Here is a 25,349-nt window from a genome sequence, read left to right as displayed (position 1 = left end):
AAGGAGCGAAGTTTTTGGCTCAAACCAATTTTATTCCTAAAAATCCAGAAAACATCCAAAAACTAGTTGGAATTAATGATGGTAATCTTAACTTATTAGCTGAAGGTTACGATCTAAGTGTAACTGATACCGGAAACCAAATTGTTGTTGATGGCGATGTTGAAAATACGCGGAAGGTAATCGCAGTTTTAAAGGCTTTAGACAACGTTGTGAGCACCGGTGTTAACATTGGTGCTACTGATGTTGTCAGTGCAATGAAAATGGCGGATAAAGGCACGACAGAGTATTTTGCCGATTTATATAAAGAAATTCTAATTCGTGATGCTAAAGGTAAACCGATTAGAGTTAAAAATATGGGGCAAAAGCGCTATGTTGAAGCCATTAAAAAAAGTGATGTTGTATTTGGTATCGGACCTGCCGGTACCGGTAAAACATTCTTGGCCGTCGTTTGTGCCGTTGCAGCCTTTAAAAAGGGTGAGGTTTCGCGGATCGTTCTAACTAGACCAGCTGTTGAAGCTGGTGAATCTTTGGGATTTTTACCAGGAGATTTAAAGGAAAAAGTTGATCCGTATTTACGGCCAATTTATGATTCGCTTTATGCAATCTTGGGAACTAACACAACTGACCGGTTAATGGAACGCGGGGTAATCGAAGTTGCTCCTTTGGCATATATGCGGGGAAGAACACTTGATGATGCCTTTGTTATTTTGGATGAAGCGCAAAATACAACCGATGCACAGATGAAGATGTTTTTAACGCGGTTAGGCTTTAATTCAAAAATGATTGTCAACGGGGATATGACGCAGGTCGACCTACCGGGTCGGCAGCGTAGTGGCCTGATTGATGCACAGCGAATTTTAAAGGGCATTGACCAAATTAAATTTATTCGCTTCACTGCTAATGATGTTGTTCGTCATCCGGTGGTTGCCAAGATTATTAATGCTTATGAGAAAGAGGACGAAAGACATTAATGACGCCTATTGAAATTACTTATAACGACGAGGTTGGTTTTTTAGAAAATACCGATCGTGACTGGCAAGATTGGATTGCTAAGTTATTGTTACTGGCTAAAAAGGAAATTGCTAAAGACAATAATTTAGCAATGAGTATCAATTTTGTTAATGAAGAACGCAGTCACGCAATTAACAAGAAGTATCGTGAAAAAGATCGACCAACAGATGTCATTTCATTTGCAATTGAAGATGGCGACGAATGTCTTGACCTTGCAGCATTTACTGCAGATCCTGATTTTCAAGAGGATATCGGTGATTTGTTCATGTGTCCAAGTGTGATTATGCGTCACAGTAAGGAATACGGAACAGGCTGGGACCGTGAATTTGGTTATACCCTAGTTCACGGCTTTTTGCATCTTAACGGTTATGACCATATTGAGCCTGATGAGGCAAAAGAAATGTTTGGCATTCAGGGTAAAGTACTTGAAGAATATGGCTTGCCGCTGTATCCTGACCAGTTAGATGAAGGCAGAGGTAAATAATGACTGAAGATAAGAAAAATAAATCCGGTTTTGTTGCGTTAGTTGGTCGACCAAACGTTGGTAAATCAACTTTAATGAATAATTTAGTTGGACAAAAGGTGGCAATTACTTCTAGTAAGCCGCAGACCACCCGTGATAAAATTTCCGGTATTTACACAACAGATGATATGCAAGTCGTCTTTGTTGACACGCCGGGGATTTTTAAACCACATTTAAAACTTGATGATTACATGGATAAGGCTAGTGTTTCTAGTTTAAACGATGTAGACATGGTTTTATTTATGGTTGAACCTGAAAAAATGGGCAAAGGCGACGAATACATTGTTAACTTGCTAAAGCTGGTTAAAGTTCCCGTCTTTTTGGTAATCAATAAGGTAGATCAAGTTAATCCTAATAACTTACTGCCAATTATTGATTCTTACCGTAAGCTTGATTTGTTTAAGGAATTTTTACCAATTTCTGCAACTCAGGGAGTGGGCATCACAGATTTAATCTCCACATTGCACCAATATTTGCCCGAAGGTCCAGATTATTATGATCCCGAGCAGATTACTGATCGGCCTGAATACTTCATGGTTGCCGAACTAGTACGTGAACAAATTCTGAAGTTAACAGCTGAAGAAGTGCCACATGCTGCTGCCGTTTGGGTTGAACGCATGAACCAACATGAGAAGGGCAAATTGCAAATCGAAGCAACGATTTATGTTGAAAAAGATGGTCAAAAAGGGATTATTATCGGCAAGGGCGGCAAGATGCTCAAGCAGATCGGTATTAATTCCCGCCGCCAAATTGAAAACTTGCTCGGTGAAAAGGTTAACCTTCATTTGTGGGTTAAAGTGCAGCGTAATTGGCGGTCTGACCCAAGCTTTTTGAAGCAAATTGGCTATGACAAGAAGGCACTTTCATAAATGACACGTGAACTTAAGGAAGTTCAAGGCATTATTTTTAAACGCCAAAAATTTAAAGAAGCGGATTTATTAGCTAAAATCATTACCAAAGAAAATGGCATCATTACAATGATTGCTCGTGGAGCTTTACGGCCTAAGTCAAAATTAGGAGCAGCGCTACTCAATTTTTCTTACGGAACGTATATTATTTATACGAGTGGTCAGGGGCTAAGCAATCTGCGTACTTATAAAGAAGTAAAGCAATTTGATGGTTTATTCAACGATTTAACTAAGAATGCTTATGCTTCTTTTATTTTAGACTTGGTTGACCATGCTTTTGTGGAATATCAACCTTTAGGCAAGTATTACGCACTAGCTGAGTTTGCTTTACAAAAAATCAATGCTGGCGTTGATCCGGAAATGATTACCCAAATTTGTCAAATGCAGCTGTTAGCTGCTTATGGGGTTGCCCCTGAATTGCGCACCTGTGCTATTTGCGGTAAAAGTCAAGGCGTTTTTGATTATTCAATTAAACGTGGTGGGATTATCTGCAGCGACCATTTTTATCAGGAAACAAGTCGCATGCATTTGGAGCCCAAAGAAACAGCCGTTTTAAGAACAATTGGTTTATTGCCGATTGAGCGATTAGGATCTATTGCTGTTAGTGACGCAACTAAAAAGGCAACTCGCAAGGCCATTGACCGAATCTACCAAGAGACAGTTGACCTTAATTTAAAAACCAAAAAATTCTTAGATGAATTGAAATTATTTTAACCAAATCCTTTGGTTACACCCGTGATTATGGTAAAATACCAGTGTGCTTTGGCAATGATGAGGAATTTAGAAAAAGTACCAGTTAAGCGAGTGTCGTTGGTGTAAGGACATCTGGGAAACAGGCACCTCTAGCCAATTCAATTAAGAGCAGAGAAGATATTCTCTGAATTAGGGTGGAACCGCGATCAAATCTCGTCCCTATGCAAGTTTTGCATAGGCTTTTTTTATGGCCTAATGCAGGGAGGAATTAATATGGCAAAGAAAAAATTAACAATTCAAGAAATGATTTTTAAATTGGAAGAATTTTGGTCTTCCAAAGGTTGTATGATTATGCCGTCATACGACGTTGAAAAAGGGGCAGGAACAATGAGTCCGTATACCTTTTTACGGGCAGTTGGTCCTGAACCTTGGGCAGCTTGTTACGTTGAGCCGTCAAGAAGACCAGCAGATGGCCGTTACGGTGACAACCCTAACCGTTTGTTCCAGCACCACCAATTTCAAGCAGTAATTAAGCCAGCACCAGAGAATATCCAACAATATTACTTGGATAGTTTACAAGTATTAGGTATTAATCCGCTAGAACATGATATTCGGTTTGTTGAAGACAACTGGGAAAATCCGTCGATGGGTTGTGCCGGTGTTGGTTGGGAAGTTTGGCTTGACGGAATGGAAGTTAGCCAATTTACTTACTTCCAAACTGTCGGTGAGCTTGATGTTAAGCCAACCATGAGTGAAATCACTTATGGTGTTGAACGTCTAGCTTCTTATATTCAAGATGTTAATTCTGTTTTTGACTTAGAGTGGGGCAACGGTGTACTTTACCGTGACATCTTTAAAGAAGCAGAATACGAGAATTCTAAGTATGCCTTTGAAGAATCTAACCAAGAGAATTTGTTAAAATTCTTTGATGTTTATGAAAAGACGGCTAAGCGCTTACTAAGTCAAAACTTGGTTCAACCTGCTTACGACTATATTTTGAAGTGCTCACATACCTTTAACTTGCTTGATGCACGTGGAGCTGTATCAGTTACTGAACGTGCAGGCTATTTGGCACGAATCCGTAACTTGGCCCATGAAGTAGCTGTGTGCTTCGTTCAAGAACGTGAAAAGCGGGGCTTTCCATTATTAAAGAATGCAGAAGACAAGAAGGCGGGGCTTGAAAATGACTAAAAATTATTTATTTGAAATTGGAATTGAAGAAATGCCAGCGCACGTGGTTTCACGGAGTGTGAAGCAACTAGCTGACAGAACTAGCAAGTTTTTAAAAGAAAACGGCTTGAAATTTAAGGATATTAAGACTTATTCAACACCGCGAAGACTAACAATTGTTGTTGAGGAATTAGTCGAAAAGCAAGCCGATATTGATGAAATTAAAAAAGGCCCAGCTAAAAAGATTGCTCAGGATGCTGACGGTAATTGGACCAAGGCAGCACAAGGCTTTGCTCGCGGTCAAGGCATGACAACCGACGATATTTACTTTGAGGAACTTAAGGGTACAGAATATGCTTATGTTCATGTTAAGCAAGAAGGTAAAAAAGCCAGCGATATTTTGCTTGGGATGAGCGACATTATTAAGGCTATGACCTTCCCAACTAAAATGCGTTGGGATTCGCATGATTTTGAATTCGTGCGGCCAATTCACTGGTTAGTTTCATTATTTGGCAGCGATGTTATTCCAGTTAAAATTTTGGATATTACTGCTGGTCGTAAAACTGAAGGGCATCGCTTCTTAGGTGATTCTGTTGTCCTTGCTAATGCGGATGACTATGAAGACGCATTGAAAGATCAATTTGTAATTGTTGATGCTGGCGAACGTAAAGAAATGATCGTTCAGCAAATGAATGCTTTGGTTGAAAAGAACAACTGGAAGATTAAGCTGGATAAGAACTTGCTTGAAGAAGTTACCAACTTGGTTGAATATCCAACTGTCTTTGCTGGTACTTTTGATGAAAAATACTTGCAAATGCCACAAGAAGTTCTGATTACTTCAATGAAAGATAACCAACGTTACTTCGAAGTTTACGACCAACAAGACAATTTGATTAATCACTTTATTGCTGTTCGTAATGGTAACAAAGACTATCTTGACAATGTTATTTCTGGTAACGAAAAGGTATTGGTTGCTCGGCTTGACGATGCTCAATTCTTCTATGATGAAGACCGTAAGTACCCACTAAGTCATTTTGTTCAAAGATTGAAGAACGTTTCCTTCCACGATAAAATTGGTTCAATGGCAGAAAAGACTGAACGTGTTCGGATTATCGGTGACTTTTTAGCAGAAAAATGGGACTTGGACAAGCTAACTGTAACTGACTTTGATCGGGCTAGTGAATTATATAAATTTGACCTAGTTACGCAAATGGTCGGTGAGTTTGCGGAATTACAAGGTGTGATGGGCATGCACTATGCTCGCCTTGCTGGCGAAAACGAGGATGTTGCTGTTGCCATTAAGGAACACTACATGCCATTATCTGCAGAAGGTACATTGCCGCAAACAACCGTTGGTGCACTATTATCAGTAGCTGATAAGCTTGATACAATCATTACTTTCTTTGCTGCTGGCATGATTCCAACTTCATCTAACGATCCGTATGCTTTGCGTCGTTATGCTTACGGAATTGTCCGCATTTTGCTTAACCAAAAATGGTCATTACCGTTTAACCAAGTTTTGCCACAAATCGTGAGCTTGCTTGATGGTAAAACTGCTGCAAAAATGCCAAAATCAGAGAGTCAAGATGAAGAAATTGCTTCCTTCATTCGTGATCGGATTAACCAATACTTGCAAAAGAATAAGTTCAAGTACGACATTATCGATGCAGTTCTTGCTTCTAGTCAACAAGATCCAATTCAAATTTTAACTGCAGCTACTGTTTTGCAATCACACCATGATGATGAGCAGTTCAAGCCTGTTGTTGAAAGTTTGACACGAATTAATAACATTCTGAAAAAGGCTAAATTTAAGGGTCAGGTTCAGATTAATCCAGATCTGTTTAGCGATGTAACTGAAAATGAGCTTTATGCTGGTGTTCAAAACTTGCAGTCATTGACTGATTTAACTGAACTTTATGATGGGTTTGTTAAATTACAACCAGTTATTGACCGCTACTTTGACACTAATATGATTATGGCTAAGGATGAGGCTGTTAAGAACAACCGCTTAGCACAATTAAATACGATTGGTGACTTGGCTGAACGTCTAGGCAATTTGAGTAAATTAGTTATTAAATAAGTTAATCAAGAATGGGTGATATGAATGGCTGGTTTAATTCCAGAAGAAACGATTGCTAAAGTTCGCAATAATGTTAACATTGTCAATGTAATCAGCCAGTATGTCTCACTTGAAAAGAAAGGCAAAGACTACATTGGTCTTTGCCCTTTTCATGAAGAAAAAACGCCGTCATTTACCGTTAATGAAGAAAAGCAGTTCTTTAAATGCTTTGGCTGCGGCAAAGGTGGCAATGTTTTTAAATTCTTGATGGAAAAGGATAATTTAACTTTTCCAGAAAGTGTTCGTAAAGTTGCCGATTTTGCTCACATTGATATTGGTGAAACGGGGCAATCACAAGGTCATACTACTAATCCATTGCTTAAAATGCATCAGGATGCCTGTGACTTTTATCAGCGAGTATTAACCTCAACCAATGCCGGTAAACGCGGATTGGAATATGCTCAATCCCGTGAACTTGATGATGAGATTATTGCTCACTTCAAAATCGGCTATGCGCCGAAGCAAAACAATCTCTTGTTGACATATTTGCGCGGACATGGTTATTCAGATGATGAATTAGCTGCTAGCGGGTTATTTGTTCAAACACAAGATGGTGAACTCTTTGATCGTTTTCGCGATCGATTAATGTTCCCGCTAAGTAATGAAAGTAACTATGTCATTGGTTTTTCTGGCAGACGCTTGTCAACGGACAAAACAGAAGCTAAATATATCAATAGTCCCGAAACGAAGATTTTTACTAAATCTAAGCTGCTATTTCACTTTGCGGAAGCTAAAAAGGCAGCTCGTGAAGAAGGACATTTGGTCTTGTACGAAGGGTACATGGATGTAATTGCGGCATATAAAGCCGGAATTAAGTCCGGAATTGCCTCGATGGGAACAAGCTTGACCGATCAGCAAGTGTACATGTTGCGCCGCATCACAAAAAATATTGTTATCAATTATGATGGCGACGATCCTGGAGTTCACGCTGAAGAACGAGCAGCTAAGATGTTCGATAAGGCTGGCGGCTTTAATATTGGGATTGTTGTTTTACCGGAAAAGTTGGACCCCGACGAATATGTTAAAAAATACGGTGTGGAAAAGTATCGTGATGAAATTAAAGGTGCGCTAACGCCAACCGACTTTTTCTTAAAGCGATTAGCTCAAAAGTACAATCTAGCTAATGACCGTGAAAAAATCGCTTATCTTAGCGATGCCGTTAAAGAAATCGCGGAGCTGTCCAATCCCGTTGAGCAGGACCTTTATTTGGAACGAATTGCTCAGGCTCAAAATGTGTCTAAGGATTCACTCAAGGTCAATCTGCTTCGGCAACGGCGAATTAATAACGCAGCGCAAAGACATAAAAATAATGTCGGCCCAGTTGATCCCATTTTAGAAGACGATTCAACACCAATTATTGAGGGTAATCAAACAGCTAAAATCGATCCGGTTCAAACGCGATTGTTATATCTTTTTATGCATTCGGAACACGCGCGTGATTTTTTACTTGAAAATAATTTTTTATTTCCCGATGAAAAATATGCGGATTTAGCTGAATTATGGTTAAAATTTAGTGAAGAACACGAAAATCCTGAAATAAATAGTTTTTTAGATTTTATTCCTGACGAACTTCAAGGTATAATAGTAAGTACTGAAATGACAGATATGCCCCAGGATTTTTCTGACCGCGAACTTGAAGAGCAGATGGCCGCAATCGAGATGCGTAAAATCAATGCACAGCTGAAAGATTTAGAAAATCAGTTGCAAGATGCAAAGCGCAAAACAGATACGACTGAAATCATTACCATCACTCAGAAAATTTTGCAGTTAAAAAGAATTCAGGGTCAAAGGGGGGCTTTTTAGTGGTAGAAAAGAAAAATACTAGCAAAACAGAAGAACTATCTTTAGATAAGGTAGTTAAGAAAATTGTCAAGGAAGTTAAAAAAGACAAGGCAATTACTGAAGACGAGTTTACTAAGCAGTTAATTGAGCCATATAAGCTGCAGGGTAAGGCCGTTGACCAACTGGTGCAAGAATTCGAAGACAACGGTATCAGTATCGTTGACGAAAAAGGCGAACCATCAAAATTAGCCTTAAAGAAGCAAAAAGACGTTGAAAAAGCTGAATTAAAAGATATGTCAGCTCCTTCAAGTGTTCGCATGAACGATCCAGTTCGGATGTACTTGAAGGAAATTGGTCGGGTGCCGCTATTGAACGCTGACCAAGAAATTTCTTTAGCCAAAAGAATTGAAAAGGGCGATGAAGAAGCTAAGCAAGAATTAGCAGAAGCTAATTTGCGGTTAGTTGTTTCCATTGCTAAACGCTACGTTGGCCGCGGGATGTCCTTCCTTGACCTCATTCAAGAAGGAAACATGGGCTTAATGAAGGCTGTAGATAAATTTGACTATAGTCTTGGTTTTAAGTTCTCAACTTATGCCACTTGGTGGATTCGGCAAGCAATTACGCGTGCGATTGCCGATCAAGCCCGGACAATCAGAATCCCAGTTCATATGGTTGAAACCATCAATAAGCTAATTCGGATTCAGCGGCAATTGTTGCAAGACTTGGGTCGTGAGCCAGTACCTGAAGAAATTGGTGCTGAAATGGACATGCCAACAAGCAAAGTCCGCGATATTTTAAAGATTGCACAAGAACCAGTGTCGCTTGAAACACCAATTGGTGAAGAAGACGACTCACACTTAGGTGATTTCATTAAGGATAAGGATGCAACCAGTCCTGAACAACATGCTTCTTATGAAATGCTCAAGGAGCAATTGGAAGAAGTACTTGATACTTTAACTGATCGTGAAGAAAACGTCTTACGTTTGCGGTTTGGTCTTGATGACGGACGGACACGGACACTTGAAGAAGTAGGAAAAGTCTTTGGCGTAACGCGTGAGCGGATTCGGCAGATTGAGGCGAAGGCTTTACGTAAGTTGCGTCATCCTAGCCGTTCTAACCAATTACGTGATTTCTTAGATTAATAACCAAAAAAGATGATTATATCCATTGCGATACAATCATCTTTTTTTATTTAAAATAATTCGTCACGTTTGCCGTCAAGCAAATGCTCATAAATCTGTTCATTAAAGTAAACGAGCAAATCACGGTCAAAATTATAGGCAAGCTTGTGGCTCATTAGTTCATCCTTACTCATCCAAGTTAAAGAACCTTCATTTGAGGCTTTCACTTTACCCGTAAATTCATTGGCAATATAGAAAAATACAATGTAACGGTGATCGTTATCATCGTAGAATTGTTTAATCCCAGCTAAACGAGGGTGACTAATTGTTAAATTGGTTTCCTCTTTAACCTCGCGAACAATAGAATCGTGGAATGACTCGTGTGCTTCAACGTGGCCACCGGGGAAAGTTAATCCGGGCCAAGTGGGATCATTGCGATTTAAAACTAAAATTTGGTCACCGCTAGTTATCATGCACATATTGGTTAACGTAACTCGTTCAGTTCTATCCATAAATCCTCCTAATTTTTCGTTTCTTTATCATCTTACCACTAACCATTTTCTTGAAAAAGCCGTGAATTTTCACTTGTCAAAAAGAAAAAATAATAAACAGCTAGTAATTTTTATTTTACTGACTGCAACTACTAATTTTATTATGTTAAAATTTGAGTGATACCTAGAGAGCAGAGGAACAAAAATGAATTTACGGTTAAATACTTTAGCACAAATGATTGATCAGGGAGCGCGGGTAGCTGACATCGGCACCGACCACGCTTACTTGCCAATCGCACTCGTGCAATCTGGCAAAATCGACTTTGCAATTGCTAGTGATATTGCTCAAGGTCCACTGGCCAATGCCCAAGAGAATATTGCTCAGGCCGGGCTTGAGCAGCAGATTGATGTGCGGCTAGGTGCCGGTCTTGAAACAATCACTCATGAAGATCGGATTGATACGGTTGTGATTGCTGGAATGGGCGGTAAATTAATGACGGAGATCCTTGATACGGCCTGGCAAAATGACTTTCAGTTTCCAACCTTAGTGCTTGAACCCAACGTTGGCGAACCCGGCGTACGCAAGTGGCTGGTAGACCATAGTTATCAGATTGAAGCCGAGGACTTAATTGCAGAAGCTGGTCATACTTATGAGCTAATTAAGGCCGTTCATGTGTCAGCCCCAGTGAAGTTAACTGACGCAGAAATTTTCTTTGGCCCATTAATTTTAAAAGCTAAAAATCCGGTCTTCTACCAAAAGTGGCGCGGTCAATTAGCATACCACCAGAATTTACTAGTTAATCTCAACAAGGCCAAAAATAAAGACACTGAGCATATTGAGCAAATTGAACATGAAATTACAATGATTAAGGAGGAATTGGATGACCAAAGTTAAAGAGATAGTCAAGCGTTTGCGGCAAGATTTTCCCGAAGAAATTGCTAGTCAGGGTGACCCTGTCGGACTGCAAATTGGCTCGCTGGAGCAGCCAGTTACCAAAGTGCTAACCACACTTGATGTGCGGCCACAGGTTGTTGAAGAAGCGATTAATCAAGGTGCTAATTTGATCATTAGTCACCATCCATTAATGTTTCATCCGGCGCGCAATTTAGATTTTGCTGATCCGCAAAATGCGATGTATGGTCAGATTATTGCGCATGGCATTACTGTCTATTCAATCCACACTAATTCCGATAAGGCGCAAAATGGTTCAAGTGATTGGCAGGCAGAAGAACTAGGACTGATTGACGTTGAGCCATTTTGCTTGGACGATGACGGCATTGCAATCGGACGCAAGGGTAAACTGCTACAAGAAATGACTGCCTATGATTTTGCTTACTACGTTAAGCAGAAGATGGGTATCAAGATGGCGCGGCTAATCACTGCCGATAATCAAAAAGCAATTTCCAGTGTTGGCTTTATTTGTGGTGATGGTGGTAAGTATTGGCGCCGTGCAGTTGACGAAGGACTGGACGCTTTTATTACGGGGGATGTTTATTATCATACCGGTCATGATATGATTTCTGCAGGATTAACGGTAGTTGATCCCGGGCATTATACCGAGAAGCTGTTTAAGTATCGGGTCTTTGACTTACTGCAAAAGTGGAATACTGAGCTAGGCTGGCAGGTAGAAGTTGCTGTTTCTCAGGTTTCAACCAATCCGTTTCAAGATTTAGTTTAATTTAAGGAGAAAAAATGGAATATCCAAATTTGTTACCAAGATTTTTAAAATATGTCCAAGTTAATTCACGTTCTGACGAGCATTCTGACCGTTTTCCGTCGACAGAGCGAGAGGAAAACTTTCAAAAGCAAGTTATCATGAGTGACCTGAAGGAATTGGGCTTAAGTGACGTTCATTATAACCAAAAGTCTGGTTGTGTGATTGCCGAAATTCCAGCCAATATTACTGAGGACGTACCAGTAATGGGCTTTTTGGCTCATAGTGATACGGCTGACTTTAACTCTGAAAATGTTAAGCCGCAAATCCATGAAAATTATGACGGCAAGTCCAAAATTCAATTGGGTGATTCTGAATTTTATTTAGACCCCGAAGTTTTTCCGCATTTAAAAAACTATCAGGGGCAAACGATTATTACGGCATCTGGTGATACGCTGCTTGGTGGTGATGACAAGTGTGGTGTATCCGAGTTAGTAACGTTTGCTGAATACTTACTTGCTCATCCTGAAGTTAAGCATGGTAAAATTCGCCTTGCCTTTACCCCTGATGAAGAAATTGGTACGGGTGCAGAACACTTTGATGTTGCTGAATTTGGCGCAGACTTTGCCTTTACTGTTGATGGTGAAGCTCCTGGTAAACTAGATTGGGGAACTTTCTCGGCAGCACAGTTCAGTCTTGATATTCAGGGGGTTAACGTGCATCCAGCAGTTGCCAAGGGTCAAATGATTAATGCCGTTCAAGTTGGAATCAACTTCCAAAATCAATTACCGCAAATGGAAGTGCCAGAAGAAACAGATGGTAAGCAAGGGTTTTATCATTTAATGAACTTCACTGGTACCGTTGATAATGCACATTTGGACTACATTATCCGTGACTTTGAGCGTGATGGTCTTGAACAACGTAAGAACTTGGTTAAGTCGATTGTTGACAAGATGAACGCCGAGTTTGGCACTGAGCGAATTAAGCTTAAGATGTGGGATCAATATTACAACATGGCTGATGAATTAGCTAAACACATGGATATTGTTGATTTGGCTCGTGATGCATACAAGGCAGAGGGCTTGACAATCAATGAAGACCCAGTTCGTGGGGGCACAGACGGTTCCCAATTAACTTACATGGGGCTGCCATGCCCTAATCTGTTTGCCGGTGAGGAAAACATGCACGGCCGTTATGAATATACCGTTTTAGAGTCAATGTACAAAGCCGTTGACGTAATGGTTAAGATGGCCGAATTGAACGTTACTAATAATAAGTAGTGGAACAAAATCATTAGTAATCTAGTGTTTTATTAAAAATATTTGAGGACAACAAATGCTTGTCTCTCTAAGTAAAATTTCTTTTTGCTTATTTTTAAAAAGTTATGCACAAATAACTTAATTTTCTAAAAAGCTCATTTTAAAGCTGATATATCAACTAAAATGAGCTTTTTAATTTGCACAATGACAAAAATTGCATTTGTGGAACATTGGAACTAACTTAAAAAGGATTGCTTTAAAACACTAAATAGGTTACTATATAAGTGTGTTAGGAAAATAGTACAGTGAGAACGGAAGGTGAACTTTTGGAATTTAAGGATAATATTCCTATTTATCTGCAAATCAAACAATATCTTTATCGTGAAATTGTCGTTGGCAAATTACAACCCGGAGAAAAGATCCCGTCGGTACGTAAATTGGCCCTGCAGTTAACGGTTAATGTAAATACGGTACAGCGGGCGTTGCAACAGATGAATGATGAAGGAATTTTATACACTAAGCGCGGCGAAGGAAATTTCGTCACAGAAGATACGGATTTACTAGCGCAGACTAAGCAAAATTTGATTAATGGTGAGTTAGACAAGTTTGTGCAGAGCATGAATGCTTTGGGAGTCACAAATGACCAGCTTAGTTCGATTTTAACGAATTATTTGAAGTAAGGAGTTTTGTAATGGAAAATGTACTTGAAATCAAAGATGTAACCTACAAGAAAAATCAAAAACTGATTTTAAAAGATGTCAATTTAGATTTACAACCGGGTAAAATCGTTGCACTTCTTGGAGAAAATGGGGCAGGTAAGACCACATTAATGCGGATTATTAGTGGGATGGCTAAAAATTACCGTGGCAGTGTCAAGATTGATGGCTTTGACAAGGACGCTGAGAAAAAAGCACATTTATCATTTACTGATGGCTTAACCGGTTTTAATGATTCTACTAAAATCAAGGCTGTTGTGGACTTTTACGAAGTTGTTTACCAAGATTTCGATAAGTCGGAATTTGAGCAATTGCGCAGATTCATGAAACTAGACCTTGAAATGCGTCTTAGCCAATTATCACGAGGAATGCGTGAAAAGCTGATTATTGCCCTGACTTTTGCTCGCAAGGCTGATCTGTATTTACTTGATGAACCATTTGGTGGTATCGACGCAATGGCACGCAAAAAGATTATCAATTCGATTATTCTTTGGAAAAACGATAACGCAACGATTCTTATTTCAGACCATTTTGTTAACGAAATTGCATCACTACTTGATGAAGTCGTAATCATTAAAGACCAAACTATTTATGCTCATAAGTCAGCCGACGAAATTCGCAGCAATCATGAAACCATTGAGCAATATTACGAGGGACTTTATGATGGGGATGAGGAAGACTAATGGCTGCTTTTGAACGTTTATTTACTGAATTATTTAAGCAAAAATGTAAAAAGGCCCATGTCATAATTTTGCTGCAATTTTTAAGTGCATTCGTTACTACTGTATTTGCCTATTTTGAAGGAAATATGATAGTTAGTGGCAATGAGCGCAAAATAGATTTATTTTTACCGTTTTTATTTATTTTCTTTTTCGCATTTGGCTTTATTTATCTGCCAATTTATCTAATTATCACTAGCTTTCAGACTGAACAAATTAACCACAGTCAAACATGGCGGTTAGCGCCACTGAGCGATGCCAACATATATTTAGATAACACACTTAGCTCGTTTGTTAACTTCATCTACTTAGCCTTGTTGCAGGTAATTAGTTCGATAATTTTGTTTGGTATTAGCTACTTAGCTAATAAGCGAGTTAAAAACGGCTGGGATGATATGATTGCGGCCATTAGAAAAGGCAACCAAAGTAATGCCACGATTGCCGATTTACTTGGTATTGCGTTAATTACCATTCTGCTTGGACTATTAGTTTACTTAGTTATCAGCTTTTTAAACTTTAGCAGTCAGGCAATCGTTGACTTCTTGCCAGCAGTCTCAAGCAAGCTAGTTGTGACAATCATTCGCTTAATTTTAATTATTGCTATTATGTGGCTTTTAACTGAGATTTATCAGTTTATTAAACCAGTTATCACTTCGCCGTTAAGCTACATGCTGGGCGTAGAACATTTAACTATCTGGCCAGCAGTAGGCTTATTTACGATACTTGATGTGGCTTTGGCAGCCATTAACATGTTCCTGATTAGCAGATTCTTTGAAGCAAAGCAAAATAAGTAATTTGAGGTAAAAAATGACAGTTTTTAAGCATTTATTTAAAGAACTTTTTAAGCAAAAGAGACGGAATGCTAATGCGGTAATTATTATTCAATTTGTCGCTGCTATGGCAATTTTGTTAATTACAGTGGGCAATTTAATTATTAATAAAGACTTTTCAAGTGAAGATTGGCGCGATATCGAGCCATTAAGCTACATACTTTTCGGTCTCTTTAGTTTTGTTGCCTTACCAATTTATCTAATTGTTACTTGTGTTAAAAATGAGCGCTTCAATCGCAGCCAAACTTGGCGCCTAGCACCGGTCAATGACGAGATGTTTTATTTGGATAATATTCTGAGCTCGTTTGTATCAGTCATTTATCTGATGGTAGCTCAATTTTTAATTACTGCTGCGCTAGTTGGGATCGGATCATTACTATTTAAAGATGTTTTCAACGATACAATTAAGTCTTTTGTCAACGGATTTAAAGCCGGAAGTGGATTGCACTTTAATATTGTAATTGGCAATGTCTTACAAATAATCTGCTTTATCATTTTGTTTAGTCTATTTACCTACCTAATTATTAGCTTTTTAAATTTTGCCACGCGGTCAATTATGGATTATTTGCCGGGGATGTCTAGTAAGACCGGGGTATTTATAGTCCAGGTTGTATTAATCATTTTAATTATGAGATTGCTAACGACACTGTTTAAAATATTTGGCAGACTTATAACGTCGCCAATGGGTTTGTTAGGCAGTGCAAGTACCGGCTTAGGTAAAGCAATTTTGATTTATTTGGTGCTAGATATTGCTCTTATTCTAATCAACATGTTTTTAATTAGTAAATTTTTTGAAGCGGCACCGAATAAGTAATTGAGGTAGGGGGCACTACTATGACGAGTTTTGGACAGTTATTTGAAGAATTATTTAGAAGTAAAAGCAAAAAGTTGTTGCAAATTATTGTTATCCAACTAATTGCTGCCGCTATTTTAGCAGGTGTGATGACCTTTAGGGCAATTGCAATTCATGGTGATCCTTTTTTCACTACGTTTCATAGCTTTTTATTTAATTTAACAAGAGTCGTTATGTGGACTGGATTCATCGTTGTCTTGGGCAGTTTAATTGGTACTGTATCTGATACGGAAAAAATCAACCGTAGTCAAACTTGGCGATTAGTTCCAACAACTGAGAATAATATTTATTTGAGTAATGTTGCTAGCTCACTTGCTGCATTTGCCATCTTGGTCTTACTAGAATTTGTTTGCGGAATCGGACCAGTGCTGCTGCAATACTTAGTGAGCGGTCAACGATCACTGCTTGTAAGTTTCTTTAGCGACATGGCTAAACTTGGCTGGTTAAAATGGCTCCAAATTATAGCTGTACTAATTCTCATCGTTTTAGCTATCTATTTTACAGTGAGCTTTTTAAATTTCAGCAGTCAGACAATTGTTGACTTTTTACCACATCTTTCAGGAAAACTGACATTAACAATTGTCAGAGTAATTATCATTTTACTGATTTGCTGGCTCGGGGTTAGTGCCACCAACACGCTCTTGCCAATTTTTAAATTACCATTCGAATTAATGTATGTCGGTGCAGCAAAGCTTAAATTATTGAGCAGTATTAGCATTTTAGTGATTTTTAACATATTCGTTGGTGCAATCGATCTGTTATTAATTAATAAATCATTTGAAGCAAAACAAAATAAATAATTGTTTAACAGCAAGAAGGCATAAAAATGACTAACTTTACTAAGTTATTTGGCGTAATGTTTAAGCAAAAAAGAGGGACAGCACACTTATTAATCGGCATTCAATTACTTGCTGCATTTGTTATTGCTGCCTTAAATTGGCTTAATCATAATGCGATGAACGTTTATTTTGACCGTTTGGAAATGACTGACTTTTTGCCGCAGTGGGGGATTTTCATAATTTCTCTGAGTTTTTTATGTCAATTAGTTTTCTTTCTAGTTGCAGTGTCCAAGACGCAGCAAAATTGTACTAGTCAAACTTGGCGTCTAATTCCCGTGAGTGATACCAATTTTTTCTTAATTGATTTTGCAAGCACGCTTATTAGTGTAATTTATCTAGCATTTCTACAATTACTTGCGTTAGGTTTTGTTTTTGGCATTTCTTTTATCACGAGTAAAAACTTTCATAGTGACTTTCTACAAGAACTATATAAAGACAGCCAAATTATTACTTACAATGGCATGACTGCTGTTAGGCTTGTAGAATTAATCAGCTTAGTGTTATTGCTAGTTATTGTAGTCATTTTGGCAATTAACTTGGTTTGCTTTTGCTGGCAACTGATTAGCAATGCTTTTAATAGTAGGTCAAACAACGTGATATTGATGCTATGTTGGTTTTTCTTCCTGTTTGGCATTTTCCGGCCAATTTTATCGATGTTCAATTTCTTACCACAGGCATTACACTATCCGCTTAATTTTATTGCTGGGCAATATACAGCGGGCGTCAGCAGCTCAGTTGGCATTTTACTTCTAATTGCTGTGATACTGTTTGCAATCAACCTTTACTTAGTTAATAAATTTGTCGAAGCAAAAGCCAACAATTGATTTGTAACATTTAAACAACAAAAGACCTTCAATAATTTGAAGGTCTTTTTTGTGTGCAATAAATAATTTGTAATAGCCTGATAGATTGAATTATTAAATGAAGGAGATACTTTAACTTATTAATCTAAAGATACTATTTATTATATTTTTTAACTTTAGCAATGATTAACGGTAGTAGTACTACTAATGCAAGCATTATTGCCAATACATTGGGAATAAACTTAATAACCATATTAAATACTAAAACCAAATAAATGATTAGCAAAATAATATTATACGTTTTTTTCATTATAATTTGTAAATTATTAACACGATTATAATGCAATGTTCAAAATTTTAACGATGTCATCAGAATATAATTTCTTGTAGTGACCTACAGGAACCTTATCATCATGAGTGGCATGTAGTCCCATTTCTTTAAACTTAGAATCGTCTTTTATACCAATTTCTTTTAGACTCTTATGCATACCAACCATAGTGAAGAAATCAGTAAATCGTTTAATCAAAAGGTCGATTACTTCTTCTTGTGAAAATGCATAAGTGTCAATATTAAACATCCGACTGGCAAGCTGAACAAATTTATCTGGCAATTCCTTGCTGACATACTTCATCCAAGCTGGAAAGACAATAGCCATTCCTTCGCCATGAGTAATACCATATTCAGCACTTAGCTCATGTTCAATTCGATGAGAACCCCAATCAGGTTCACGGCCCGATTCAAGGGAGTTATTGTGGGCCGTTACAGCAGTCCACATAATTTCAGCACGTAATTCATAGTTAGTTGGATCTTTAGTTAACTTGTATGCTGTAGCCATTAGAGCGGTCATTGCTCCTTCAAGCATGCGATCAGTTAAATTAACATCTTTAACTGTCGTAAAATATCTTTCGAGCATATGAGACATCATATCAGAAATACCAGCTCCTGTTTGGAATGCAGGAACCTTTAATGTGTATTCAGGATTCAAAATTGAAAATTTAGGAATAATTAAATTCGTTTCTACTCCAAGCTTAAACTCACCATTGTCGATAATGGTAGCATTTGACATTTCAGAGCCAGATGATGCAGCAGTTGAAATTACACCAATTGGTAGGGATTTTTCAACTGTTACTTTACCTTGGAAAAAGTCCCATGCATCACCATCATAAAGTGCTGAAAATGAAACAGCCTTTGCTGTATCAATAACGGAGCCACCGCCAACGGCTAAAATAAAATCGATCTTATTCTCACGCACAATATTAGCTAGCTTATTTACTAAAGAAACTTCTGGATTAGGAACAATATCGCCATTTTCAATATAGTTGATTTTAAATTTATTAAATTGCTCCTTAATTACAGCCGAAATACCAAGGAAATTATAGTAATCACCACTAAATAGAACTAAGACATTTTTGGTTTTAGTTAATTCATTAGTTAATTGACCAACCTTTTTTTCTTCACCCTTACCAAAATACATATTAGCTGGGTTGTAATAATTAAAATTCTGCAAAATAAACCTCCTTAAAAACTTTTATAACTTACAGCGCTTACAGTATTGCACAAAAATCAATTAAAAACAATAAAAACCAAAATAAAAATATAAAAAGTTATCTTTTTTTGGTTTTATGTTGAATTTATTTTGTTTATGATTATAATCTATAACTGTGAGCGCTTACTAAAAACTTATCAAAAGATCTTAACTAAAGGAGGTCTGTAATGAACGAAAAAAAAGAACTATCTCAATCGAAAAGCGGTAGTTTCATGGGGCTAATGCCCTTAATTGTATTTTTGATTTTGTATGCATTAACAGGTTTTATAACTGGAAAGTTTGACAGTATGCCATTACTAGTCGGAATGATTATTGCTTCAATGGTTTCTTTTGCACTAACACCACCAAAAGGAACAGAAAAACAAAACTTTGACCAAAAAGTAATGACATTCTGTAAGGGTGGTGGTGAGCCAACCTTAATCATGATGGTGGTAATTTTCATTTTAGCTGGTGCCTTTCAAGGTGTTGCTACTAAAATGCATGCGGTTTCTTCAATTACCAATTTGGGACTAAGTTTATTACCATCGCAAATGATATTACCGGGAATATTCGTTATTGGCTGTATTTTGAGTTTTGCTATGGGTACTTCAATGGGTACTGTTGCTGCATTAATGCCTGTAGCTGTTGATGTGGCTGTTAAGACCGGTGTTAATCCAGCATTAATGGCTGGTATCGTTGTTGGTGGGGCAATGTTTGGTGATAATAACTCATTTATTTCTGCAACTGCTATTGCTTCCGCACAAACTCAAGGCGTAATGCAACGTGAAAAGTTCAAATTAAACATCATCACTTATCTTCCAGCCCTTGTAATTAATATTATTTTATTAGCTATTTATCCTATTAAAACTGTCTCTATGAGCGGTTCATATTCATATAACTTAGTTGATATTATTCCTTACTTACTGGTTATTATCCTATCTCTTGTCGGAATGAATGTTATGCCAGTAATGATTATTGGAGTTTTATCAGGTATAGTCATTGGAATTATTCATGGTGACTTTAGCTTAATTGGTTCGATGACTTATGTTCAAAGTGGAATGGCTGGAATGGAAGATATGTCCATTATTGCAATTTTTGTTGGTGGACTAGTTGAAGTTATGAAGTATCTTGGCGGAATCCAGTGGTTAATGGATAAGCTGGGTAAAGAAACTAAGACCAAGCGTGGAGCTGAATTTTCAATTGGTATGCTCGTAACTTTACTTTGTGTAGCAACTACTAATAATACGATTGCAATTATCACTGTAGCACCATTAGCTGAAGAAATTGGACATAAATTCCATCTGGCAAGGTCAAGAGTTGCTACTTTGCTTTCAATGTATGCAACCCACGTTCAAGGTTTAATTCCATATGCTGGTCAATTGTTAGTTGCGGGAGCAATGGCAAAAGTATCCCCAGTATCAATTATGCCCTGGGTTTGGTATTGCTACCTAACTCTGATATGCAGTATTTTGTTTGTCATTTTTGATTTTCCTAGAGTTAAAGTTACTCCAGAATCCGGTTACGATAATTTTGAAACCAAAACAACAGACAAAGTAAGTGAAGCAACAAATTAAATATCAAAGGAAATAAAATGGATTATTCAAAACATTTTTTATTAAATACTGAAACTGTCAAACAATATGTTAAAGATAAGACAAATATTTTTGATGGAACTCATGTATCAGATTTAAAGAGTAAAGAGATTAGTGACGGTAATATTAATTATGTTTACTCAGTTGCCAATTCTCAAAAATCAGTTGTAGTTAAGCAAGCTGATAATAAAATTAGAACTTCTGGAAGAGAACTAGATCGACATAGAAATGTACTTGAATATAAGACTTTAAGCATTGAAGGGAAGCTAACTAATGATATGGTTCCTAAAATGTACAACTATGATGAAACGATGTCGGCAATTATTATGGAAGACGTTTCAGCCTATAAAAACTTACGTAAAGAATTGCATGCTGAAAAGATTTTTCCAGAATTAGCAGAACAAATTTCGTCATTTATGGTAGATGCTCTTTTACCTACAACTGACTTAATATTCGATCGGCATCAAAAGAAGAATGTGGTTAAAGAATTTATTAATATCGATTTATGCGATATTACTGAAGATTTGGTTTTAACAGAACCATATTACAATTATAAGAATCGTAATACTTATGATAGTGCCCTCGATGATTTTGTTAAACAAAATTTGTATGAAAATGATGAGTTAAAAGCTAATGTAGCAGAGCTTAGAAATAATTTTATGAATAATGCTCAGGCATTATTACATGGTGATTTACACAGTGGTTCTATTTTTATTAATCAAAATGGAATTAAGATTATTGATCCAGAATTCGCCTTTTATGGTCCAATTGGTTATGACATTGGGAATGTAATTGGTAATTTGGTTTTCCCATTAGTTGTTGAATACAGCAAAAAAGAAAACAAGAATTCTGAATTCATGACTTGGCTTGAGAATACTATTGAAGATGTTTTTGATTTAACAATTAAAAAACTTTATCTGAAATATGATGAATTAGTTGAATTTCCATTATATAAAGAAAGAAAATTTGAAAATTCTTACATTTCTTCAATTATTGCTGATTCTCTTGGTTATGCAGGTACTGAAATTATTAGAAGAACAGTTGGCGATTCAAAAGTCTTAGAAATAACTTCGATTACTAATGTTGAACAAAGAAATATTGTCTCAATGGCTCTAATTAAAATTGGTACAGACTTAATTTTAAATAGAAAGCTTTATAGTGCTGGTAATCAACTGATTTCTGATATTGCAAAAATTTCTGATTCAATCATATGAGGAGGCATAATTTGAAAAGAGAAGACAAAGGAATGCCATTCCTTTTAAAATATGAAAATGTTGCTTGGTATGAGGATGGCATCGTAAAAATTCTTGATCGAAGAGTTTACCCAACTAAAAAGCATTTTGTGATTTGTGAAAATTATCATGAAGTCATTAAAGCCATTCAAGATATGGTAACTCAAAGTGCAGGACCGTATACAGCAGTTGGCATGGGAATGGCATTAGCAGCTTATCAATGTAAAGATATGGCAGAAGATAAGCAACTTGACTTTTTGCTTCAAGCAAGCAAAGAACTTGGAAATGCAAGACCAACAACAGCTAATCGCTACAAAAAAATAACTGATAGAGCTTATGAGGTTGCAAAGAAAGCCATTCAAGATGGTAGCAGTCCCATTGATGCAATTATTGAGGATACTGTAGATTCCTTAAATCGTCGCTACTCAACAATGCAAAAGGTTGGCGATTATTTAGTTGACTTATTCCCAGATCATTCAGGTATTTTAACTCAGTGCTACGGAGAAACAATTATTGGTGCAATTATCCGTGCTGCAAGAAGAACTAATAAAGTTTTTAAGATTTATGATGCAGAAACTCGGCCATTTATGCAAGGTGCAAGATTAACTGCTAGTTGCTTTGCTGAATCAGGTTTTGATACGACTGTACTAACAGATAACATGATTAATTTTGGTCTGGAACATGAGCGAATTGACTTTTATACTTCCGCCGCAGACACGATTGCAATGGACGGTCATATTGCTAATAAAATTGGAACTAAACAAATTGCTATTTTAGCTAATCGTGTTGGTGTGCCATATTTTGTCACTGGTATACCTGATACAGATAAAAAAGATACTAATTCAATTAAGATTGAATTTCGTGATCCTAATCAAGTTCTTGAATTTCAAGGAACTCGGGTTTGTGCACCTAATGTCCATGCGATTTATCCCGCATTTGATATAACACCACCGGAATTAATTGGAGGAATTGTAACTGATAAAGGTGTTTATTCACCATATAACTTAAATAAATATTTGACTGATGGAAAAGTAGAGGAGTTTTATTAAAAAATGAAAATTTATATTCGTGCAGAAATTGTTGATGATTTACGTGCTAAATTAGCTGATAAATTTGATGAAGTTGTTTACGATCCATGGACAAAAGATGGTAAACGCTTTTATCCAGACGAAATGGCCGAAAAAATGGCTGAAGTTAATCCAGATGTTTTAATTACAGAGCTAGACCAAATTAATGACAAAGTTCTAGATGCAGCAACAAATTTAAAATTAATTGTTGATTGTCGATCAACTCCAGAAAATATTGATGTTCCAGCAGTAACTGCACATAATGTACCGTTAATCCACACTCCAGCAAGAAACGCTGAAGCTGTTGCTGAAATGTTAGTTGGTACTTTAGTCATGCAACAAAGACAAATTATTCCTGCAAGACAATGGATTCTTGACGGCAAGTGGGTACCTGGTACAACTCCTTACTATATTTGGAAAGGGCATGAATTATATTCACAGACTATTGGCTTTGTCGGTTTTGGAGCAGTTGCACGTAAAGCAGCTCATTTACTCGAAGCATTTGGTTGTAAAATGTATTTCTATGATCCATATGTTGAGCACACAGACGGTCCAGTAGAAAAGACAGATCTTGCTACTATTTTTAAGAAATCTAATATCGTATCTGTTCACCTACCAGTAACTAAAGAAACTGAAGGAATGATTGATGCTAAATACTTTGATTTAATGAATAAGAATGGACTATTTGTTAATACTTCAAGGTCAGCAGTGGTTAATAACGATGACTTATATAATGCATTGGTTAATAAGAAAATTAGTGGCGCAATTCTTGATGTGTTAGATGTTGAACCACCAAAAACAAAAGATGATATGAAATTAGCTCTACTTGATAATGTCATCTGTACACCACATATTTGTGGCTCTACTTATGAAGTTGTACTTCATCAATCAGAAATTGCTGTTCAATCTATTCTGAACTTCTTAAATAAAGATTATAAGCATGCAAATTTGATGAATCCAACTGTAATAGGAAGCAATTAATATGGCTGACAAGAAGTTTTACTTGCTCATAGATATTGGAACAGGTAGCAGTCGAGTTTGTTTAATGGACAATCTAGGTAAGGTTTATGACCTGCAGCATATTTCTAATGAATATCAGTCTGATAAAAATGGTGGAATGTTAATTGATATTCCAACTTTTATGAAGAATCTTCAAAGTGCTTCTAAAAAAGTTTTAAGTTCATTTGATAATCATATCTCAGCAATTACTGTTTCAGGAGCTAGACAGACATTCTTTTTAACTGATGAAAATCAGAAATTACTTTTTGGCATTCCTAATATTGATAGTAGAGGGGAACGTTTTATTAACGATTACGTTGATAATTTTATCCAAATCCAAAATATTACTACAAGAAGCTTATCTGCAGATTTTTTGGCAATGAAATTAGTAGGATTAAAGCATGATCGACCAGAATTATTTGCTAAAGTTTGTTCATTTACAAGTTTAAGTGAAGCTTTTGCGTTACTGTTTTGTAATAAGTTAGTAATTGAATATTCACAAGCTGTTGAAACACAATTATTCGATTTACATACTAAAAACTGGGATGAAAACCTATTGGATATATTCGGACTAACTAACATTAGGTTACCTACTATTGTTAAAACAGGTACTAAATTTAAAGTAACCAATATAGATATGCTAGAGAGTTTTGGTATTAATCGTCAAAGTAACTGTGATTTTGTAATTGGGGGAGCTGATACCCAACTAGCAATGAGAGCAATCACAGATTCACAAGATACTAGTACCTTGTGCCTAGTTTCCGGAACAACTAGTCCAGTTTGTATTCGTTCAAAAGAAGCTTCAAGCGATACTAATTGCTGGCTTGATTTGGATCTTGGCGGTGATGATTATGTCTTAGAATATAATCCAGGCGTCACAGGTCTTAATTATGAATACGCTAGACAGGCATTATTACCTGAAACCAGTTATAAAGAAATAGAAGAAGAGGTTTCGCTGTCTGGTGAACAAAAAATACTGGCAAATTTAACTACACAAAGTTTTCGTAAATCTACAGGAATTAATGGTTATGGTGGTTGGTATATGTTACCACCACTTTCTAAGAAAATAACCAAAAAGGAAATTGTTGGTAGTGTACCACTAGATATTGGCTTTGCAATTTCACAAAAAATTAAACAATTAAGTAAAACAGTATCCAATACGAAGGATACAATCGTTGCCTGTGGTGGAGGGATGAATTCTCAAATAATTCCCCAAGTTGTTGCTGATATAACTGGTAGAACAGTAGCGATATATTCAGATTTTCAAGAGCCATCAATTATTGGTTGCTTTAATGTTGCTAATGAAGCAATGGGAGAGAGTAATCAGAATATCCAAAGGCCATTAAGATTCAAATATCAACCGCATAAAAACGAAAAATTATTACGCTGTTATTATCAGTGGCAAGAAATTGGTAATAACACAGTTGTCAAAAAATAGGAG

Annotated in this window: 24 protein-coding genes; 22 read left to right on the top strand and 2 right to left on the bottom strand. The window is 36.9% G+C overall.

Annotated features, from left to right (window positions below; all coding sequences use genetic code 11):
• Positions 1-14: 14 nt before the first annotated feature.
• The 8 genes from OZX63_RS05055 to rpoD all read left to right on the top strand — a co-directional run bounded on the left by OZX63_RS05055 (position 15) and on the right by rpoD (position 9,348).
• Complete coding sequence (locus OZX63_RS05055; protein WP_277142053.1) at positions 15-971, top strand: PhoH family protein; 957 nt, start codon at positions 15-17, stop codon at positions 969-971.
• The gene (gene ybeY / locus OZX63_RS05050; RefSeq protein ID WP_277142051.1) at positions 971-1,495 is read left to right on the top strand and encodes an rRNA maturation RNase YbeY; all 525 of its coding nucleotides are present in this window, start codon (positions 971-973) and stop codon (positions 1,493-1,495) included. The genes OZX63_RS05055 and ybeY overlap by 1 nt, the downstream gene beginning before the upstream one ends.
• On the top strand, positions 1,495-2,403 hold the full coding sequence (era, locus tag OZX63_RS05045) for a GTPase Era (protein WP_277142049.1): 909 nt from the start codon (positions 1,495-1,497) through the stop codon (positions 2,401-2,403). The genes ybeY and era overlap by 1 nt, the downstream gene beginning before the upstream one ends.
• Complete coding sequence (recO, locus tag OZX63_RS05040) at positions 2,404-3,156, top strand: DNA repair protein RecO (protein WP_277142047.1); 753 nt, start codon at positions 2,404-2,406, stop codon at positions 3,154-3,156.
• 252 nt (positions 3,157-3,408) lie between these two features.
• Complete coding sequence (gene glyQ, locus OZX63_RS05035) at positions 3,409-4,326, top strand: glycine--tRNA ligase subunit alpha (protein ID WP_277142044.1); 918 nt, start codon at positions 3,409-3,411, stop codon at positions 4,324-4,326.
• Positions 4,319-6,385 carry a glycine--tRNA ligase subunit beta gene (gene glyS, locus OZX63_RS05030; protein ID WP_277142043.1) on the top strand — a complete coding sequence of 689 codons (2,067 nt, stop codon included), beginning with the start codon at positions 4,319-4,321 and terminating at the stop codon, positions 6,383-6,385. The genes glyQ and glyS overlap by 8 nt, the downstream gene beginning before the upstream one ends.
• A gap of 24 nt (positions 6,386-6,409) precedes the next feature.
• Positions 6,410-8,227: a DNA primase gene (dnaG, locus tag OZX63_RS05025; RefSeq protein WP_277142041.1), complete on the top strand. Its 1,818-nt coding sequence runs from the start codon at positions 6,410-6,412 to the stop codon at positions 8,225-8,227.
• Positions 8,227-9,348: an RNA polymerase sigma factor RpoD gene (rpoD, locus tag OZX63_RS05020; protein ID WP_277142039.1), complete on the top strand. Its 1,122-nt coding sequence runs from the start codon at positions 8,227-8,229 to the stop codon at positions 9,346-9,348. Before dnaG ends, rpoD begins: the two co-directional genes overlap by 1 nt.
• Positions 9,349-9,398: 50 nt before the next feature.
• Here rpoD and OZX63_RS05015 read toward each other — a convergent pair whose 3' ends face one another.
• On the bottom strand, positions 9,399-9,839 hold the full coding sequence (locus OZX63_RS05015; protein ID WP_277142037.1) for an 8-oxo-dGTP diphosphatase: 441 nt from the start codon (positions 9,837-9,839) through the stop codon (positions 9,399-9,401).
• A 184-nt stretch (positions 9,840-10,023) separates the two neighbouring features.
• Between OZX63_RS05015 and OZX63_RS05010 the strand changes: the two genes are divergently transcribed.
• The 9 genes from OZX63_RS05010 to OZX63_RS04970 all read left to right on the top strand — a co-directional run bounded on the left by OZX63_RS05010 (position 10,024) and on the right by OZX63_RS04970 (position 17,513).
• A complete protein-coding gene (locus tag OZX63_RS05010; protein WP_277142035.1) occupies positions 10,024-10,713 on the top strand; it encodes a class I SAM-dependent methyltransferase in 690 nt (229 codons plus the stop codon).
• Positions 10,700-11,497, top strand: coding sequence for a Nif3-like dinuclear metal center hexameric protein (locus tag OZX63_RS05005; RefSeq protein WP_277142033.1), 798 nt, complete (start codon positions 10,700-10,702; stop codon positions 11,495-11,497). Before OZX63_RS05010 ends, OZX63_RS05005 begins: the two co-directional genes overlap by 14 nt.
• 14 nt (positions 11,498-11,511) lie before the next feature.
• Positions 11,512-12,753: a peptidase T gene (gene pepT, locus OZX63_RS05000; protein ID WP_277142030.1), complete on the top strand. Its 1,242-nt coding sequence runs from the start codon at positions 11,512-11,514 to the stop codon at positions 12,751-12,753.
• A gap of 305 nt (positions 12,754-13,058) precedes the next feature.
• Entirely contained in the window at positions 13,059-13,412 is a 354-nt protein-coding gene (locus tag OZX63_RS04995) for a GntR family transcriptional regulator (RefSeq protein WP_277145100.1), read from the top strand.
• An 11-nt stretch (positions 13,413-13,423) separates the two neighbouring features.
• A complete protein-coding gene (locus tag OZX63_RS04990) occupies positions 13,424-14,131 on the top strand; it encodes an ABC transporter ATP-binding protein (protein ID WP_277142028.1) in 708 nt (235 codons plus the stop codon).
• Positions 14,131-14,961: a hypothetical protein gene (locus OZX63_RS04985; RefSeq protein ID WP_277142026.1), complete on the top strand. Its 831-nt coding sequence runs from the start codon at positions 14,131-14,133 to the stop codon at positions 14,959-14,961. The genes OZX63_RS04990 and OZX63_RS04985 overlap by 1 nt, the downstream gene beginning before the upstream one ends.
• A 13-nt stretch (positions 14,962-14,974) precedes the next feature.
• Complete coding sequence (locus OZX63_RS04980; protein ID WP_277142024.1) at positions 14,975-15,811, top strand: hypothetical protein; 837 nt, start codon at positions 14,975-14,977, stop codon at positions 15,809-15,811.
• Positions 15,812-15,831: 20 nt separating this feature from the next.
• Positions 15,832-16,650: a hypothetical protein gene (locus OZX63_RS04975; protein ID WP_277142022.1), complete on the top strand. Its 819-nt coding sequence runs from the start codon at positions 15,832-15,834 to the stop codon at positions 16,648-16,650.
• 26 nt (positions 16,651-16,676) lie between these two features.
• Positions 16,677-17,513 carry a hypothetical protein gene (locus OZX63_RS04970; RefSeq protein WP_277142019.1) on the top strand — a complete coding sequence of 279 codons (837 nt, stop codon included), beginning with the start codon at positions 16,677-16,679 and terminating at the stop codon, positions 17,511-17,513.
• Positions 17,514-17,827: 314 nt separating this feature from the next.
• Here OZX63_RS04970 and OZX63_RS04965 read toward each other — a convergent pair whose 3' ends face one another.
• Entirely contained in the window at positions 17,828-19,000 is a 1,173-nt protein-coding gene (locus OZX63_RS04965; protein ID WP_277142017.1) for an iron-containing alcohol dehydrogenase, read from the bottom strand.
• Between the two features lie 206 nt (positions 19,001-19,206).
• Here OZX63_RS04965 and OZX63_RS04960 point away from each other — a divergent pair, with 206 nt between their 5' ends.
• Genes OZX63_RS04960 through OZX63_RS04940 form a run of 5 tightly spaced genes read left to right on the top strand, consistent with a single transcriptional unit; the run spans position 19,207 to position 25,346 of the window.
• Positions 19,207-20,592 (top strand): Na+/H+ antiporter NhaC family protein, encoded by a 1,386-nt coding sequence (locus tag OZX63_RS04960; RefSeq protein WP_277142015.1) that lies wholly within the window; start codon positions 19,207-19,209, stop codon positions 20,590-20,592.
• A gap of 17 nt (positions 20,593-20,609) precedes the next feature.
• Entirely contained in the window at positions 20,610-21,824 is a 1,215-nt protein-coding gene (mtnK, locus tag OZX63_RS04955) for an S-methyl-5-thioribose kinase (protein WP_277142012.1), read from the top strand.
• 11 nt (positions 21,825-21,835) lie between these two features.
• On the top strand, positions 21,836-22,891 hold the full coding sequence (locus OZX63_RS04950) for a s-methyl-5-thioribose-1-phosphate isomerase (protein WP_277142010.1): 1,056 nt from the start codon (positions 21,836-21,838) through the stop codon (positions 22,889-22,891).
• 3 nt (positions 22,892-22,894) lie between these two features.
• Positions 22,895-23,890, top strand: coding sequence for a 2-hydroxyacid dehydrogenase (locus tag OZX63_RS04945; protein ID WP_277142007.1), 996 nt, complete (start codon positions 22,895-22,897; stop codon positions 23,888-23,890).
• 1 nt (position 23,891) lies between these two features.
• Positions 23,892-25,346: an FGGY family carbohydrate kinase gene (locus OZX63_RS04940; RefSeq protein ID WP_277142006.1), complete on the top strand. Its 1,455-nt coding sequence runs from the start codon at positions 23,892-23,894 to the stop codon at positions 25,344-25,346.
• Positions 25,347-25,349: the final 3 nt, after the last annotated feature.

It is taken from the genome of Lactobacillus sp. ESL0700 (assembly GCF_029392095.1).
Classification (GTDB): Bacteria; Bacillota; Bacilli; order Lactobacillales; family Lactobacillaceae; genus Lactobacillus.
This window is presented reverse-complemented; position numbering and strand designations above follow the sequence as displayed.